The organism is Mesorhizobium sp. M1088, assembly GCF_040318575.1.
Classification (GTDB): Bacteria; Pseudomonadota; Alphaproteobacteria; order Rhizobiales; family Rhizobiaceae; genus Mesorhizobium.
The window spans coordinates 204,224-220,194 of sequence record NZ_JAMYMO010000003.1; the positions used below are offsets into that span (position 1 = coordinate 204,224).

General features: G+C 60.0%; 16 protein-coding genes and 1 pseudogene. 10 read left to right on the forward strand and 7 right to left on the reverse strand.

Annotated elements, in window-relative coordinates; all coding sequences use genetic code 11:
• Nucleotides 1-168: 168 nt before the first annotated feature.
• Both NKH49_RS05625 and NKH49_RS05630 read right to left on the reverse strand, forming a co-directional pair.
• Nucleotides 169-1,035, reverse strand: coding sequence for a class I SAM-dependent methyltransferase (locus NKH49_RS05625; RefSeq protein ID WP_352473922.1), 867 nt, complete (start codon nt 1,033-1,035; stop codon nt 169-171).
• Nucleotides 1,036-1,271: 236 nt separating this feature from the next.
• Nucleotides 1,272-2,367: pseudogene (locus tag NKH49_RS05630) on the reverse strand (glycosyltransferase family 4 protein).
• A 493-nt stretch (nt 2,368-2,860) separates the two neighbouring features.
• On the opposite strand from NKH49_RS05630, the gene NKH49_RS05635 reads away from it, so the two are divergent.
• From NKH49_RS05635 to NKH49_RS05680, 10 genes are all read left to right on the forward strand, one after another.
• Nucleotides 2,861-3,217, forward strand: a complete 357-nt coding sequence (locus NKH49_RS05635) for an SPW repeat protein (protein WP_352925386.1) — start codon at nt 2,861-2,863, stop codon at nt 3,215-3,217.
• 131 nt (nt 3,218-3,348) lie between these two features.
• Nucleotides 3,349-3,798 (forward strand): DUF2231 domain-containing protein, encoded by a 450-nt coding sequence (locus tag NKH49_RS05640; RefSeq protein WP_352470450.1) that lies wholly within the window; start codon nt 3,349-3,351, stop codon nt 3,796-3,798.
• Nucleotides 3,798-5,144, forward strand: a complete 1,347-nt coding sequence (locus NKH49_RS05645; protein WP_352766775.1) for a PQQ-dependent sugar dehydrogenase — start codon at nt 3,798-3,800, stop codon at nt 5,142-5,144. Before NKH49_RS05640 ends, NKH49_RS05645 begins: the two co-directional genes overlap by 1 nt.
• A 93-nt stretch (nt 5,145-5,237) precedes the next feature.
• A complete protein-coding gene (locus NKH49_RS05650) occupies nt 5,238-5,426 on the forward strand; it encodes a hypothetical protein (RefSeq protein ID WP_352567649.1) in 189 nt (62 codons plus the stop codon).
• Between the two features lie 59 nt (nt 5,427-5,485).
• Entirely contained in the window at nt 5,486-6,301 is an 816-nt protein-coding gene (coxB, locus tag NKH49_RS05655) for a cytochrome c oxidase subunit II (RefSeq protein WP_352500857.1), read from the forward strand.
• A gap of 91 nt (nt 6,302-6,392) precedes the next feature.
• Nucleotides 6,393-8,162: a cytochrome c oxidase subunit I gene (gene ctaD / locus NKH49_RS05660; protein ID WP_352470447.1), complete on the forward strand. Its 1,770-nt coding sequence runs from the start codon at nt 6,393-6,395 to the stop codon at nt 8,160-8,162.
• A complete protein-coding gene (locus NKH49_RS05665) occupies nt 8,159-8,863 on the forward strand; it encodes a cytochrome c oxidase subunit 3 (protein ID WP_352470446.1) in 705 nt (234 codons plus the stop codon). The genes ctaD and NKH49_RS05665 overlap by 4 nt, the downstream gene beginning before the upstream one ends.
• A 13-nt stretch (nt 8,864-8,876) precedes the next feature.
• Nucleotides 8,877-9,599 (forward strand): heme-copper oxidase subunit III family protein, encoded by a 723-nt coding sequence (locus NKH49_RS05670; RefSeq protein WP_023678903.1) that lies wholly within the window; start codon nt 8,877-8,879, stop codon nt 9,597-9,599.
• Nucleotides 9,600-9,609: 10 nt separating this feature from the next.
• Entirely contained in the window at nt 9,610-10,014 is a 405-nt protein-coding gene (locus NKH49_RS05675; RefSeq protein ID WP_352470444.1) for a cytochrome C oxidase subunit IV family protein, read from the forward strand.
• A 144-nt stretch (nt 10,015-10,158) separates the two neighbouring features.
• Nucleotides 10,159-10,632 carry an aminoacyl-tRNA deacylase gene (locus NKH49_RS05680; RefSeq protein ID WP_352470443.1) on the forward strand — a complete coding sequence of 158 codons (474 nt, stop codon included), beginning with the start codon at nt 10,159-10,161 and terminating at the stop codon, nt 10,630-10,632.
• A gap of 65 nt (nt 10,633-10,697) precedes the next feature.
• On the opposite strand, the gene NKH49_RS05685 is transcribed toward NKH49_RS05680, so the two are convergent.
• From NKH49_RS05685 to tig, 5 genes are all read right to left on the reverse strand, one after another.
• Nucleotides 10,698-11,510 (reverse strand): DUF2189 domain-containing protein, encoded by an 813-nt coding sequence (locus NKH49_RS05685; RefSeq protein WP_023678906.1) that lies wholly within the window; start codon nt 11,508-11,510, stop codon nt 10,698-10,700.
• Nucleotides 11,511-11,826: 316 nt separating this feature from the next.
• Nucleotides 11,827-12,759 (reverse strand): heme o synthase, encoded by a 933-nt coding sequence (locus tag NKH49_RS05690; RefSeq protein ID WP_352470441.1) that lies wholly within the window; start codon nt 12,757-12,759, stop codon nt 11,827-11,829.
• A 147-nt stretch (nt 12,760-12,906) separates the two neighbouring features.
• A complete protein-coding gene (locus NKH49_RS05695; protein ID WP_502893720.1) occupies nt 12,907-13,260 on the reverse strand; it encodes a c-type cytochrome in 354 nt (117 codons plus the stop codon).
• Between the two features lie 212 nt (nt 13,261-13,472).
• Nucleotides 13,473-13,994 carry a hypothetical protein gene (locus NKH49_RS05700; protein WP_352470439.1) on the reverse strand — a complete coding sequence of 174 codons (522 nt, stop codon included), beginning with the start codon at nt 13,992-13,994 and terminating at the stop codon, nt 13,473-13,475.
• A gap of 160 nt (nt 13,995-14,154) precedes the next feature.
• Complete coding sequence (tig, locus tag NKH49_RS05705) at nt 14,155-15,630, reverse strand: trigger factor (protein ID WP_352925595.1); 1,476 nt, start codon at nt 15,628-15,630, stop codon at nt 14,155-14,157.
• Nucleotides 15,631-15,971 lie beyond the last annotated feature (341 nt).

Genomic DNA, 15,971 nt, shown 5'->3' on the forward strand with positions numbered 1-15,971 from the left:
CGTCTGTCGACCATTCGCGAGGAGATCTGCTCATCTCAAGGCGCTCGTCTGTGGAAGCGGACCGAGAGAGAGGCCGGCTAGACCTGGCTTGCTCGGAAGATCGAGGAGCGCGAGCGCGATTGCACAAGTCGACGCTCCGACCCGAGTACTCTGGAGCGTTGACCTGGACTAGTGCCCCTCAATCGCCTTGGGAGACACAAGGTATGGTATCTTGCCGACGCTGCGCTTCGTCGCGCCAATGGAATAAGCCATCGGTATCTTGGGAGAGTTCTCCGGCAAGCCGTACATATCCTTGCCGGCCCGCACGGCAAATGAAAAGTGCTGCCACGAAACCGTGTCATGCTCATTGAGAAAATCGAGCGTCAGACCAGCTGAAATCAGCGCATTCACCACGTCACTGATCGGGTGGATCCATTCATAATAGCGAGGATGCTTCAAGATGCGATCATCGCCGGTGTAGGTCAGTTCCTCGTTCCAGGCGAGCGGCCGAGCTATCGGCGTTCGCCAGTCGTGCTTCAATTCCAGGGCCGCGGCCTTTCGATCGCACTGAAACAGCAATGGATGGCCCTCGGCCATGTAGAGGCGGCCGCCGGGTCGCAGAAGATCGGCAACCACCCGCGCCCAACGGAACACGTCGTCCAGCCAGTTTACCGAACCCCAGGTAACGTAAGCGATATCAAAGGTCCGGCCGAGCGCTTCCACCGCCTCGAACAGTGGCGCTTCCACGAAGCGCACGTCGGTGCCTGCCTTCGCAGCAAAATCCCGCGCCGCCACGATCGCCGTCGGTGAAAAGTCGAGCCCGGTCACGCTGCCTGCGCCGAGATTCTTCAGGCTGATCGTGTCAAGACCAATGTGACACTGCAGGTGGACGATATCCTTGCCGGCGATATCGCCGAGCTCGCGCGTTTCCAGCTCATAGAGATTGGATCCGCCGGCCAGCACATTCTCGATGTGGTAGCTGCCCGTCGTGTCGGTCGAGTGCAGTTCGGCCCGATCATCCCAATTAAGGCGGTTCGCGCCCAGAAACCGTTCCAAATTCCCCCACCCCTGACCGACGCATGGTAAACAAGTCGTTAAAGCACCTTTGCAGCGAAAGTAGCGCGCGTCAATCCGGACCGGGCGGCAGTACGACGCCGCTCGCGAAAGCATTAGTCCCGGGAAGGCTTGCTGCTGATCAAAGGCTTCTGGCGCGATCGCCGCGCCCGGCGACAAGACCCCGCAGGCGCTCCCGGACTCCGCCGTCGTGGTCTGTATGTGGATCAGTCGGTTCCTCAGCCCGGCACAGCCACCATCGCGATATTTCTGGAGAGCTCGTTTGTGGGGGCAACTGCGTCTGCCGTGCCGCTCGTGAGTGCTCGGTAGAGTGCCAGATAATCGCTGCACATGCGCTCGACCGTGAACCGCTTCTCGAACGTCTGCCGCACTCGTGCGCGATCGAGCCTGTCTATGCGCCGGAGCGCGCCCACGGCTTCCTCCACCGTATCCACGATCCATCCGGACACACCGTCATCGATGATCTCCGGGACGGCGCCACGCCGGAACGCAACCACCGGCGTACCGCAGGCCATTGCTTCGATCGTTACGAGACCGAAGGGTTCCGGCCAGTCGATCGGAAACAAAAGCGCTTTCGCATTGCCCAGAAAATCCGCCTTTTGCCGCTCATCGATCTCGCCAATGAACTCCACGTTCGAATGCCGCAGCACTTGCGGCTCGACCCTTTCCTTCCAGAACGACTGGTCCACCTTGTCGATTTTGGCGGCGATCTTCAGGGGAAACCCGGCCCGTGCCGCTTATTTGTATGGCCGCTTCCGGCCCCTTTTCCGGCGAGATGCGACCGAGAAACGCAAGATAGCCGGAGGTGTTCGGGTGGAACGGCAGAAGATCGCGGGGTAGGCCATGATGCACGGTTCCAACCCAATTGACGGGCGGCATGGGCCGGCGCTGGTCGAAGGAAATCGAGACCAGGGGAACGTCGTCGAACATCGCATAAAGCTGCGCCAGATCGGGCAGGTCGAGCCTGCCGTGAAGCGTGGTAACCGTTCGTCTGGCAAAATCCCGAATTATGGGGAAGTGCAGAACATCGACGTGGAAATGCAAAACGTCGAATTCACCGGCTCGCCGGCGCACCCGTTCAAGCATCATAACATGGTGCGGACCACCGTCCTGGACCCTGGGGTTCAGGCGCAGCGCGACGTCGCAACACCGCACCAGCTCGGCTGAGGTACGAGAATCGGCGCTGGCGAACAGCGTCACCTCGTGGCCCTGTCGGACAAGTTCTTCGGTCAGATACGAAACAATTCGCTCCGTTCCACCGTAGGTTCGGGGCGGCACGGATTCGGTTAGCGGCGCGATCTGGGCTATTTTCATTTAGAAATCTTTTCGGCGGCGATCGCCGTCTTTCAAACAAGCTTCGGCGGCAACCAAGACAAGCGAGAGCTTCCAGTTGCGAAGTATTCTATGCAGAGCGTATTTATAGTTGTGCCGTCCGTGCTCCTCCCGTGCAATCAGGTTGCCCTTATTCAACTCCTCTGCATCCAAGAACTGCGATCCATGAGAAATGTTTCACCGGCTCGATAAAAAGACAGAATGAGCTACGCGCCGCCGCCCCGCCGCCCCCTGACAGGCAGCTTTGGATCGCTCGATCACCACCAAGTGATCCAGGCGTGCCGGTGCCGAATGGAACATAAAGCCCGGAATTCAGTTAGATAGCCGGATTTGGCTGGAGTACCGCCAGATGCGGAATTCCAGCCGGGCAGGGCACTACCTTGACACGGAGTGAGCGGCTTCGGGCGCATCTCACCGAACTCAGGCACCACCTTGCCGAACTCAGGAGCCATAAACGCTCCTTATGGAGGATGCCATGAACCAGTGGACAAACGCCAGGCTCTGTGACGTAGCCAACCTGATCCTTGGGGCAATTCTGTTCTTCTCCCCCTGGATCTTCACCTTTGCGGCAGGCCCGCAGACGCAGAACGCCCTCGGCAGCGGAATCTTGATTGTCGTGCTTTCGGTTGCCGCCCTCGCAGCATTTGCCGTGTGGGAAGAGTGGGTGAACCTGGTCGTCGGACTGTGGGTTCTCGCATCGCCCTGGGTGCTTGGATTCCAGGCGTCCACGGCGATGACCGTGCATGTCGTGATCGGCATTCTGGTCGCCGTGCTGGCGGCGATCGAGCTCTGGATGATGTATCAGAACCCGCCGACCCAGTCCGCCGCCTAACAGGCGCAGCCAGCCAGCGCCCTTTTTTGGGCCTGACGGATCTATCGGTCGTCTGCCGGCCTCTCGGCAACAGCCGCTGGAGGCCGGGCAGGCGGCGTTTGTTTGGACGAGAATAGGAAGGATGACGCATTATGGTCGGTGACAATCCGCGTTCGACGGCCAGGATTGCGGGACATCCTATTCATCCGATGCTCGTGCCATTTCCGATCGCCTGCTTCGTCGGCACCCTGCTGACGGATCTAGCCTATTGGCGAACAGCGGAGATGATGTGGGCTGACTTCTCCGCTTGGCTGGTTACCGTCGGCGTGATCATGGGCTGCCTGGCAGCGATCGCGGGGCTGATCGATTTCCTGGCCAATCCGCTGATAAGGGCACAGCCCCCCGCCTGGCCGCACGTGCTCGGCAATCTTCTGGCGCTGGCGTTATCCATCATCAACATGCTCGTGCACACCCGCGATGCATGGACCTCCATCGTTCCTACAGGCTTGATCCTCTCGGCGGTTGTCGTGCTCGTCCTCATCTTCACCGGTTGGCTGGGCTGGTCCATGGTGTACAGGCATCACGTCGGAGTGGCGGATTGATGCGCATAGCAAGCTCCATCGGTCAGACCAGGCGCATCGCGGTGTCCGTCCTAGTTTGCACTGCGGCGATCACTCTTGCAGCGTGCAGCGGCAACGACCCGGACCCCAGCAGTCAGATAGGGCCGAATCCAAAACTGCCGGAGCCGATCCAATATTTCTTCCCGCCGATGCATCTCGCTTCCGTGGTCGGATGGAAGAGCGACGAGAAGCCGACAGTCGCGCAGGGGCTGCAGATCCAGGCTTTCGCCCACGGCTTGCAGCATCCGCGGTCGCTTTATGTGCTGCCCAATGGCGACGTCCTGGTGGTCGAGTCCAAGGCGCCGGGTGGCGAACCGATCAAACGGCCCAAGGATTTGGTGATGGGCTGGATCGAATCCTGGGTCACCTCGGGCGGCGACAGCGGCCCAAGCAACCGCATTACGCTGCTGCGCGACGCCGATGGCGATGGCAAGCCGGAGCTGACCAGCGTATTCCTCGACCACCTGAGCTCCCCCTTTGGCGTGGCGCTGGTGGGAAGCGATCTCTACGTCGCCAATACCGACTCCATCGTCCGCTATCCCTACAACACCGGTGACACAAAGATCACCGCGCCCGGGACGCCGCTAACCGCCCTGCCCGGCGGCCCGATCGACCACCATTGGACGAAGAGCCTGGTGGCAAGCCCCGACGGCTCGCTGCTCTATGTCGGCATCGGCTCGAACAGCAACGTCGCCGAAAACGGCATCGAGGCGGAGAAGAACCGCGCCGCCATCTGGCAGGTAGACAGGGCCACCGGCCGGTCGCGCATTTTCGCCAGCGGTTTGCGCAATCCAAACGGCCTGAGCTGGGAGCCGCAGACCGGGGCGCTCTGGGCAGTGATCAATGAACGCGACGAGCTCGGCCCCAATCTCGTGCCGGATTATCTGACCTCGGTAAAGGATGGCGGCTTCTACGGATGGCCATACAGCTATTACGGCCAGCATCTCGATCCCCGCGTCATGCCCCAACGTCCGGACCTGGTCGCAAAAGCGATCGTTCCGGATTATGCACTGAGTTCCCACGTCGCCCCTCTGGGGCTGGCCTTCTATGCGGCAACCAGCCTTCCCGAGGCATATCGCGGCGGCGCCTTCGTTGGCGAGCATGGCAGCTGGAACCGCACGCGCTTCAATGGCTACAAGGTAGTTTTCGTACCATTCAGCGGCGGCCGTCCGAGCGGCGTCGCTACCGACGTGGTGACTGACTTCCTGGACAAGGACAACAAGGCGCGCGGCCGGCCTGTCGGCCTGGCTGTCGACAAAACCGGGGCCCTGCTCATCGCCGACGACGTCGGCAACACAGTTTGGCGGGTGACATCTGCCGGCCAATAAAGTGGCTCCACTCCCTTCGTCGAGCTGTCGGTCGAGCAGGTGGAGGGATCCCCGACGATCGCCGTTCCGGTGGTTCTGCTAGGCGCATTCGGCGTGCCCGCCATTGCCGGCTACTCCACGCTGACGATGTTTGCCGCGTGGCCGCATCGGGCGGGTGAGCTGGAAATAGATGAGGGCCTGCCGCTGATCACCGCCGAACCGAAGGACCGCCAGCGCCGCGAAATGGTATTTTTGCCCTTCCCACAGCCGGCTCTAGAATTTTCATCGCAAATCAAGTTATGATGCACTTGGTATTTCCCGGGACGGCTTGCGCCGCTTGGAATACCGGGAGGAACCGGGACATGGCCGTTGCGCTTGTACTCGTTCTGATAGTTGTGGGCTCGGTGTTGTTCCACTTCCTGAGCCCATGGTGGTGGACGCCGATTGCCTCGAACTGGGACTATATCGACAACACCATCATCATAACTTTCTGGATCACCGGTGTCGTCTTCGCCGCCGTGGTTCTTTTCATGGCCTATTGCGTCTTCCGCTTCCGTCATCGGGAAGGCAATCAGGCGGCATACGAACCTGAGAACAGGCGGCTCGAATCCTGGCTGACGGTCGTCACCGCGGTTGGTGTCACCGCTTTGCTCGTTCCAGGCCTGTTCGTCTGGAGCCGGTTCGTTACCGTTCCAAGCGACGCAACCGAGGTCGAAGTCGTCGGCCAGCAGTGGCAATGGAGTTTCCGCCTCCCCGGCAAGGACGGCAAGCTCGGCACATCCGACACTCGCGACGTCAACGCTGAAAATCCACTCGGCGTCATCGCCACCGATGCCAACGGTCAGGACGATGTCGTAGTGGAAGCGGCCGACCTGCACCTCCCGGTAGGCAAACCGGTCAAGATGCTGCTCCGCTCGATCGATGTGCTGCACGATTTCTACGTGCCGGAATTCCGCGCCAAGATGGACATGATCCCGGGCTCGGTCACCTATTTCTGGTTCACTCCTACCAAGACCGGAACCTTCCAGGTCCTGTGTGCCGAACTCTGCGGCCAGGGACATCCGATGATGCATGGCGTGGTCATGGTCGATACTCAGGAAGACTATCTGGCGTGGCTTGGCCAGCAGCAGACTTTTGCGCAGCTGTCCGCGCCCCAGCAGATGGGCTCGGCAGAGTAGGAAACCGGAACGACGGCGCGCCGTCGGGATTGAAGTTAATGCGGCAAGTCCGAACTGTCGGGCTGGCCGAGAAGGGCACGGAGGTGTTCCTATGGTCGATATCACACCTGCAGATGCGGTACCGCCGGCCGAAGTCGCGGAAATGGAACTCTACCATCCGCACAGCTGGTGGACGAAATACGTTTTCTCGCAGGACGCCAAGGTCATCGCCATCCAGTATTCGGCGACGGCGACAGCGATCGGCATGGTCGCGCTGGTGCTATCCTGGCTGATGCGGCTGCAACTCGGCTTCCCCGGCACATTCGACTTCATCACCCCGGAAGCCTACTACCAGTTCATCACCATGCACGGCATGATCATGGTGATCTACCTGCTCACGGCACTCTTCCTGGGCGGCTTCGGCAACTATCTGATCCCGTTGATGGTTGGTGCTCGCGACATGGTCTTTCCCTATGTCAACATGCTGAGCTACTGGATCTATCTGCTCGCCGTGCTGGTCCTGGTGTCGAGCTTCTTTGCGCCCGGCGGACCGACGGGTGCCGGCTGGACGCTCTATCCGCCGCAGGCGATCATGACCGGTACGCCAGGCGGCCAGGACTGGGGCATCATCCTGATGCTTGTCTCGCTGATCCTGTTCATCGTCGGCTTTACCATGGGCGGCTTGAACTATGTCGTGACGGTGCTGCAGGGGCGCACGCGCGGCATGACGCTGATGCGCCTTCCGCTTACTGTCTGGGGTATTTTCACCGCCACCGTCATGGCACTGCTCGCCTTCCCGGCGCTGTTCGTCGCCTGCGTGATGATGCTGCTCGACCGGGCGCTCGGCACCAGCTTCTTCATGCCGGCGATCGTCGAGATGGGCGAACAGTTGCAGCACGGCGGCGGCAGCCCGATCCTGTTCCAGCATCTGTTCTGGTTCTTCGGCCATCCGGAGGTCTACATCGTGGCGCTTCCGGCCTTCGGCATCGTATCCGACCTGATCAGCACCCATGCGCGCAAGAACATCTTCGGCTACCGCATGATGGTCTGGGCCATCGTCGGCATCGGCGCGCTGAGCTTCGTGGTCTGGGCGCACCACATGTATGTCAGTGGCATGCATCCCTATTTCGGCTTTTTCTTCGCCACAACGACATTGATCATCGCCGTCCCAACAGCCATCAAGGTCTACAATTGGGTGCTGACGCTGTGGCGCGGCGACATCCACCTCACCATACCGATGCTTTTTGCCTTGGCCTTCATCGTCACCTTCGTCAATGGCGGGTTGACTGGGCTATTTCTTGGCAATGTCGTCGTCGACGTTCCGCTTTCGGACACGATGTTCGTCGTCGCCCATTTCCATATGGTCATGGGGGTTGCCCCGATCATCGTAATCTTCGGCGCGATCTATCACTGGTATCCGAAGGTCACCGGCCGGATGCTGAACGAGACACTGGGCCGGTTCCATTTCTGGGTCACCTTCCTCGGCGCCTATCTGATCTTCTTTCCCATGCACTATCTCGGCTTGATGGGCGTGCCGCGGCGGTACAACGAATTGACCGACATGACGATCATGACGGAATCGGCCCACCACCTGAACTCGTTTATCAGCATCATGGCTTTTATAGTCGGTTTTGCTCAGATTGTGTTTCTGTTTAATCTCATCTGGAGCATCCGCCATGGCCGTGAGGCTGGCGGCAATCCGTGGCGGGCAACGACGCTCGAGTGGCAGACGCCCGAAACACCGCCCGCCCACGGCAATTTCGGCAAGGATCTGCCGATCGTCTATCGCTGGGCCTATGACTACAGCGTACCGGGAGCCAAGGAGGACTTCATACCGCAAAACGTTCCGGGCTCCTTCGCGCCCTCCAGGGAGCCGGCATGAGCGTAATCCTGGTCTTCCTGCTCGTGATCGCCGGTATTGCCGGGTGGTGGCTTTCCCATCAGCGGCTAATGACGAAGCCGTGGCTCGAGCAAGGTATGATCGGGGATTTTGTCGCTCTGGACCGATCGGCGCTGCCGACCGCAAAGATCGGTCTCGGCGTCTTCCTTGCCGTCGTCGGCTGCCTGTTCGCGCTGTTCACCAGTGCTTACTTCATGCGCATGGCGCTGTCGGATTGGCGGCCGCTGCCCATCCCGCCCCTGCTCTGGCTTAACACCGGCGTACTGGTCTTGAGCAGCATCGCGATACAGTGCGCTTCGCTCGCGGTGCGCAAGGGTCAAGTGGATATGGTCAGGCTCGGCCTCGCCACCGCTGGACTCACGGCGCTCGTCTTCCTGATTGGACAGCTTGTGGCATGGCGGGAACTGAGTGCGGATGGCTATTTTCTGGCATCCAATCCGGCCAACAGCTTCTTCTACCTGCTAACGGGAATGCATGGCCTGCATATACTGGGAGGACTGGTCGGGCTGGGCAGAACGAGCGTCGGCGCCTGGAACGGAGCGCAGCCGCAGCGGCTTCGCCTCAGTGTCGAGCTGTGCGCCATGTACTGGCATTTCCTGCTTTTCGTCTGGCTCGCCATCTTTGCGCTTCTGGCCGGCTGGGCTTCGACTTTAATCGACATTTGCCGAGGGTTGCTGACCTAGGAGGAACGGGCGGATGGCAGAGACGACACTGGCCCACATCGGCCGAACAGAGCCGCGGCCCGCAGGCTGGCAAGGCATCGCCGCCGACTGGTCCTCGGATCAGCGGGCGTTCAAAAACGTGTCCTGGGGCAAGGCCATGATGTGGATCTTCCTGCTCAGCGACACGTTCATCTTCGGCTGCTTCCTGCTCTCCTACATGACCGCGCGTATCTCAACACGTGTGCCGTGGCCCAATCCGAGCGAGGTCTTCGCCCTGCGCATCGGTGGCTCCGACATTCCACTGATCCTTATCGCCATCATGACCTTCGTGCTGATCTCGAGCAGCGGAACGATGGCCATGGCGGTCAATTTCGGCTACCGCCGCGACCGCCGCAAGACGGCAGTGCTGATGCTCTTGACCGCAGCACTCGGCGCGACCTTCGTCGGCATGCAGGCCTTCGAATGGACCAAGCTGATCACCGAGGGCGTGCGGCCTTGGGGCAATCCCTGGGGCGCTGCCCAGTTCGGCGCATCCTTTTTCATGATCACCGGCTTCCACGGCACGCACGTGACGATCGGGGTGATCTTCCTGATCATCGTGGCGCGAAAGGTCTGGCGCGGGGATTACGATGTCGGACGGCCCGGCTTCTTCACCAGCCGAAGGGGCCGCTACGAGAACGTCGAAATCATGGGGCTTTACTGGCATTTCGTCGACCTGGTCTGGGTGTTCATTTTCGCATTTTTCTATCTTTGGTGAGAGGCAGGACATGGCTGAAGCAACCGCAAACGGCCTGGGACAACACGCACTGGACAGCGCCCGTACCCATGATGCGACGACGACCGGCGTTACCCCGGCGGAGGTTCATCAGGAGCACCCGATCAAGCTCTATCTGGTGGTCTGGGCGTGGTTGTTCATCCTCAGCACCTGCTCCTATCTGGTCGACTATTTCGGTCTCCACGGCTATCTCAGATGGTCGCTGATCCTGATCTTCATGATCCTCAAGGCAGGACTGATCGTCGCCATCTTCATGCACATGGCCTGGGAACGGCTGGCACTGGCATATGCAATTATCCTGCCGCCGGTGCTGGTTCTGGTGTTCGTGACGATGATGGTCTTCGAAGCGGACTACACGCTTCTCACCCGAATGGCGTTTTTCGGAGCCGGGCCCTGACATACAATCCGGATCCGGGCCGTCCGGTCCTGGAGCCTTCGCCTTGAAACAATCCACGACTGGTCCATTTCTGTTGGTATCGGAAACGACAGGCGATGCCGGCGTTTCCACATGCGTCGCGAACACCAGCAAGGGGCGCCCAAGATGACCATCGCAACCAGACTGAAGGACTTCATCGATAGGAAAGGAATTTCCTACGACACCGTCGAGCATCACCGCACGGCGACAAGCAGACAATCCGCCATTGCGGCACATGTGCCTGGCAGCATAATGGCCAAATCGGTGGTCGTTCACCACGACCGTGGCTACGCGCTCGCCGTGGTTCCAAGCACGCACAGGATAGAACTCGCGACATTGCAGGATGTCATGGAGAAGCCTCTTGGACTTGCCTCCGAAGACGAGGTGGTCTCGTTGTTCGGCGATTGCGATGTCGGCGCTGTGCCACCGATCGGCGCTGCCTATGATGTGCCAGTGGTCCTCGATGAAAGCCTCGGCGACGCTCCCGAAATCTATTTCGAGGGCGGTGATCATAGGACGCTGGTGCATGTGAGCGGCAGGGATTTTCGCGACCTGACAAAGGACGCGCGCCAGGCCCGTTTCAGCCACCCGGCCTATTGAAAGCTCTGCCCCACCTGCCCGCACCGGCACTTTCACCGGTGCGCGCAGGGCTGGTTTTTTTCAGCTCACGGTCTGGTGGCCGGCGGCGATTCCACAACTTTCCGATAGACATGCCAGGTCGCATGACCAAGGATCGGCAGCACGACTGCCAACCCGGCGAACACTGGCAGCGAGCCGACGATCAGGGCGACGGCGACGATAAGGCCCCACACGGCCATCACGATCGGGTTGGCCAGGACAACGCGCACCGAGGTGTGGATGGCTTCGTAGGCGCCGACATCGCGGTCGAGCAACAACGGGAATGCGACGACCGTGGTGCACAACACAACCGCGGCGAACACGAAGCCGATGGCGTGACCCAGGATGATGAGCGTCCAGCCGCGTCCCGTGGCAAATATTTCACTGATGAAACTGGACAGCGATTGCGGCGGCGCCGGGCCGAACAGGGTCTGGTAGAATATCTGGGCCGTCAAAAGCCAGGCGATGAAGATCGCAAGCAGCATGACGCCGACCGCTGCAATAGCCGGCAGTGCTGGAGAACTCCTGACCTCAAAGGCGTGCCTCCACGAGGCGTCGAGCCCGGCTTCCCGTCGCCGGCTGATCTCATAGAGGCCGATCGCCGCGAACGGACCAATCAGTGCAAAGCCGGACACAAGCGGAAACAGCAATGGCAGCGTGTTGTTACCTGATGTCCAGACAGCAAGCACGACACCCGCAATCGGATAGATCAGGCAGAGAAAAACGATGTGCGACGGCTTGACCATGAAATCATCGACGCCACGCCTGAGCGCATCAAAAAGATCGGAGACACCGATTTTTCGAATTCTGGTGTGTTCCAGCGTCTCGCTGGCGCCTGCTATTACGTGAAAGCTTGCCATGACCATTCCTCCAGACCAGGTCCGGTAAGGTCGCGTTTTACGGTGCTGCCGTTCCGCATGATTGGCCCACGCAAACCGCGACCTGCACCATGATCAATATACTCTCATGCGGGGGACTTGTCGCGCTTTGTAGGAAGGCCCGGGAGTAAGAGGTCCCGGGTAGCCTGACTAGCTACGGACGCCGTTCTCCGATATGCTCTTCTAGTCGAAGGTGAAGGTCATGGACGGAAGGACAGTTCTCATACTCGGCCTTGGCGTCGTTATTCTGCTGTTGCTGGGATTTTGTGCTCTGCCAATGTGATGTTTTGAGCCGGGGTCAATAGTCGGCTGAAGCGATCACTCGCATTACAATGGTGTCGGCAAGCAACGCTGCAAATATTGCGAAAAGATAGACAATCGAATACGCAAACAGCGCCTTTGCCGGCTTCATCTCCTTGTCGGCGACGAGAACCTTCCAGGCCTGCCAAATGAAACCTGCACCCAACGCGGCTGAAGCAGTGCCGTAATATCCGCTCGCGAAGCCGAAACCCCAAGGGAGCACGCCGATTGGCGCCAAGAGCAGTGAATAGGCGAAGATTTGTTTTCTGGTCGAGTGCTGGCCGGCCACATTCGGCATCATCGGGACCCCAGCCGCGGCATAGTCACCGACCTTGAAAAGGGCCAGCGCCCAGAAATGAGGCGGCGTCCAGAGGAAAATGATCAGAAACAGGATGAGACTTTCAATGCCGATTGCGCCGGTTGCAGCAACCCACCCGATCACCGGAGGAAGGGCGCCTGCCGCGCCGCCTATGACGATATTCTGTGGCGTCGAGCGCTTCAGCCACATCGTGTAGATAACGACATAGAAAAAGATGGTGAACGCCAACAACGATGCGGCGAGCCACCCCACCAGCACGCCGAGCGTCATGACCGACAGTGCGGAAAGCACCAGACCGAAGCTGAGAGCTTCGCCAGGCGTGACGCGACCGGACGGAATCGGTCGCTTGGACGTGCGAGACATCAAGGCGTCTATGTCTGCGTCGTACCACATATTGAGCGCGCCGGCGGCTCCCGCTCCAACCGCGATTGCGCCGATGGCAATTAAGGCGATAACTGGATTCATCACGCCGGGCGCCATCATCAGGCCGACGAAGGCCGTAAACACGGCAAGTGCCATGACGCGTGGTTTCAAAAGCGCAAAGAAATCACCCGCCGTCGCCTCCGAGAGGCGGATGCCGGTATCCTTGAGACGGCTTTCTTCAGTCGACATTCAGACGACCACCGATGGGAATGGCAGCCTAGCCGGCCAATGTCTTTTTTGCAACGAGTCGCCCTCCCCACCGACACTGCCGGCAGATTGCGGCCGAGGCTATGCCTCGACCTGTTTGCTATACCAAGATCCGGCGGAAGAGCCGGGCTATTTGGAGAATTGCTTCAGATAAGCAATGACATTGGCGACGTCCTCGTCCTTCTTGAGGCCGGGGAATGCCATCTTGGTTCCTTTGACCATCGCCTTGGGATCGTGAAGGTAGGTCGTCAGCGTGGCCTCATCCCATTTGACGCCGGACTTGCCGGCCTCGGTCATGGCCTTGGAATAGCTGAACCCTGGATGCGTGCCGGCCGTTCGGCCGATGACGCCGTTCAAGGACGGGCCGACCTTGTTCTGATCCTTGTCCGCGATATGGCAGACCTTGCATTTGGCGAAGACCTTCTCACCCGCCGCGGCATCCTGTGCCCGCGAGGGGCCGGCAATGACGGTGGCGACGGACATGATGACAAAAAACACAAAGGCACGCATGGCATTTCCTCCCTGATCGCCAATTTGCCCTGGCTGACCTGCACAGGCCGACATTTAGTCCGCTGGCATGCGCTCTTGAATGGCAGAACGGATATCCACTGCCTGGGGTTGCGGCACCTACATACCACGGAACCCGGCCGGCAGATAGAGTTCGGCCGTGCCAAGGTTTAATGCGGACAATCTGCTCAAGGCAATTTGGTGTTGCAGCTGGCGGCGATCCGGCCGATCGCCTCTTCAACTCCGGTGAGGTCAAACTCGGCTTTGCCGCGCCCCGACAGCAGCCCGAACCGCCAGGACAGCAGCAGCCGGTCCGCGGCAATCAGTCGCCTGATGCCGTCGGCACCGTCGCGGACCAGCATCCTGCTGCGCGGGCCGACCGACCAGCTTTCGTTGAGCTTGCCGGATTGGCCGACAGTCACCGACATGGCGATGGTTCGGCTGGCGGAAACGGTGTCGCTCAGCTGCAGCCATTCGCTCCAACGCGGTTCGCCGGCGGTCCGGCACGCGATCGTCAAAACCGGGCTGTAGCTCAATGCGCCGCCGCCGGTGATGAGCTTGTTGGTCGCATAAAGCGAGGCGGTGACAAGGCCATCGCTGCTCTTGTCGAACCGCCAGTTGTCGAGAACCGTATCAGCCTGGGCAATGCCACAGACCGACGCAAGCAGGAACGCCGCCGCCACGCTTCCGATACCGAAGAACTGTCTCAACGATGCCTCCAACAACCGCTGCGGTCAGCAACCCAGCGCAGATAATCATCAAAGCTTCATATCGCTACCTCGAGCGCCAGATGCGTGAAATCCGTTGCGTCTGTGCCACAACGAAAAAGGCCGCCTCGAGAAGGCGGCCTTTCGGAATTCAGCAGGGACGTTATTCAGCGTCCTTGGCGGCCTTCTTCTTCGGCGCGGCCTTTTTCTTCGGCTCTTCAGCGTCGTCGTCGGCCTTCTTGGTGTCCGCTTTTTTCGCAGCCGCCTTCTTCGCCGGCTTGGCCTTGGTTGTATCCGTATCCTCCTCGTCGGCCAGCAGCTCTTCCTTGCTGACCTTGACGTCGGTGACCGAAATCTGGCCGAGCAGATGGTCGACCACCTTCTCTTCGAACATCGGCGCGCGCAACGTGTTCAGCGCTTCGGGATTGTTGCGATAGAATTCGAAGGCTTCCTGCTGCTGGTTGGCCGGATAGCGACGCACCTGCTCGAACAGGCCGCGCTGCAATTCCTCGTCCGTCACCGTGACGCCGGCCTTCTCGCCGATTTCGGCGAGAACCAGGCCGAGACGCACACGGCGCTCGGCAAGCCGCATATATTCTGCACGCGCTTCTTCTTCAGTCGTCTCTTCGTCGGCAAAGGTGCGCCCGGCAGCTTCGAGATCGCGATTGACCTGGTTCCAGATGTTGTTGAACTCGGCGTCAACGAGCTTGGACGGCGCCTCGAACGAGTAGGCAGCGTCGAGCTGGTCGAGCAACTGGCGCTTGACCTTCTGGCGCGTTATCGAGCCGAACTGGTTCTCGATCTGACCGCGCACCACCTCGCGCAGGCGCTCCAGCGATTCAAGGCCGAGATTTTTGGCCATCTCGTCGTTGATCTCAAGCGCGCCGGGCTTCGACACTTCCTTGACCGTCACGTCAAAAGTGGCTTCCTTGCCGGCCAGATGCGCCGCCTGGTAGTTTTCCGGGAAGGTAACCGTGACCTGCTTCTCGTCGCCGGCCTTGCTGCCGACCAGCTGGTCCTCGAAGCCGGGGATGAATTCCTTCGAGCCGAGCACCAGCGGCTGATCGGTGCCGGCGCCGCCGTTGAAAGCTTCGCCGTCGATCTTGCCGACATAATCGATGGTCACGCGGTCGCCCTCGGCGGCCTTGCCGGTCTTCGGCTCGTAGGTCCGAGCGGATTCGGCGACACGCTTGACCTGCTCGTCGATCTCTTCATCCGGCACGTCGAACACCTGGCGCGTCACCTTGATGTCGGAGAAATCCTTGATCTCGATCGGCGGAATGACCTCATAGTTCAGGCGGAACTCGAAATCGGCACCGCCTGCCAGGATCTTCTCGGCTTCCTTCTCGTCCTCGGTCATGATCACTTCGGGCTGCATGGCGGCCTTTTCGCCGCGCCCGGTGATGATCGAACGGGTCGAATCATTGAGGATCTCGTTGACCACTTCGGCCATGAACGACTTGCCGTAGACTTTGCGCAGATGCTGCACCGGCACCTTGCCGGGGCGGAAGCCGTTGATGCGGACCTTGTTCCTGGCATCGGAGAGCCGCGCCATCAGCTTGGCTTCCATGTCACCGGCCGGCACGGTGATCTTGATCTCGCGCTTGAGACCGGAGTTGAGCGTTTCGGTGACCTGCATCATAAAACCTTTGTTTCCACCAATGAGGCCGTCAAACGGCCCCTGCCGTTTACAGCCTGCCGGTATGATCTTGCCGGGAATGGCTTTTGGTGCGGGACTTGGCGATCTGTCCGCTCAACGCGGCACAAATCCTCCAGAAATACGCTCCAAAATGTGAATAAGTCTTTGTTTTTCCTACTTCTTATCACATTCTGCAGAAGCGGATCGTCGCGTCCCGTCACATTCGACACGCCTTTTGTCACAGGCGACGCTGATTTTCAACCATCTTTGCATTCCGGCCAATGATGCCGATGTGGGCTCTGACATTGACAGAATGATGGCTACATGGGATTGGCCGGGCA

Coding starts and splice junctions, on each gene's coding strand:
- NKH49_RS05685 (WP_023678906.1), bottom strand. CDS start 11,510: ATGGCAAGCTTTCACGTAATAGCAGGCGCCAGCGAGACGCTGGAACAC.
- NKH49_RS05675 (WP_352470444.1), top strand. CDS start 9,610: ATGGCTGAAGCAACCGCAAACGGCCTGGGACAACACGCACTGGACAGC.
- NKH49_RS05645 (WP_352766775.1), top strand. CDS start 3,798: ATGCGCATAGCAAGCTCCATCGGTCAGACCAGGCGCATCGCGGTGTCC.
- coxB (WP_352500857.1), top strand. CDS start 5,486: ATGGCCGTTGCGCTTGTACTCGTTCTGATAGTTGTGGGCTCGGTGTTG.
- tig (WP_352925595.1), bottom strand. CDS start 15,630: ATGCAGGTCACCGAAACGCTCAACTCCGGTCTCAAGCGCGAGATCAAG.
- ctaD (WP_352470447.1), top strand. CDS start 6,393: ATGGTCGATATCACACCTGCAGATGCGGTACCGCCGGCCGAAGTCGCG.
- NKH49_RS05680 (WP_352470443.1), top strand. CDS start 10,159: ATGACCATCGCAACCAGACTGAAGGACTTCATCGATAGGAAAGGAATT.
- NKH49_RS05635 (WP_352925386.1), top strand. CDS start 2,861: ATGAACCAGTGGACAAACGCCAGGCTCTGTGACGTAGCCAACCTGATC.
- NKH49_RS05640 (WP_352470450.1), top strand. CDS start 3,349: ATGGTCGGTGACAATCCGCGTTCGACGGCCAGGATTGCGGGACATCCT.
- NKH49_RS05690 (WP_352470441.1), bottom strand. CDS start 12,759: ATGTCGACTGAAGAAAGCCGTCTCAAGGATACCGGCATCCGCCTCTCG.
- NKH49_RS05695 (WP_502893720.1), bottom strand. CDS start 13,260: ATGTCCGTCGCCACCGTCATTGCCGGCCCCTCGCGGGCACAGGATGCC.
- NKH49_RS05670 (WP_023678903.1), top strand. CDS start 8,877: ATGGCAGAGACGACACTGGCCCACATCGGCCGAACAGAGCCGCGGCCC.
- NKH49_RS05665 (WP_352470446.1), top strand. CDS start 8,159: ATGAGCGTAATCCTGGTCTTCCTGCTCGTGATCGCCGGTATTGCCGGG.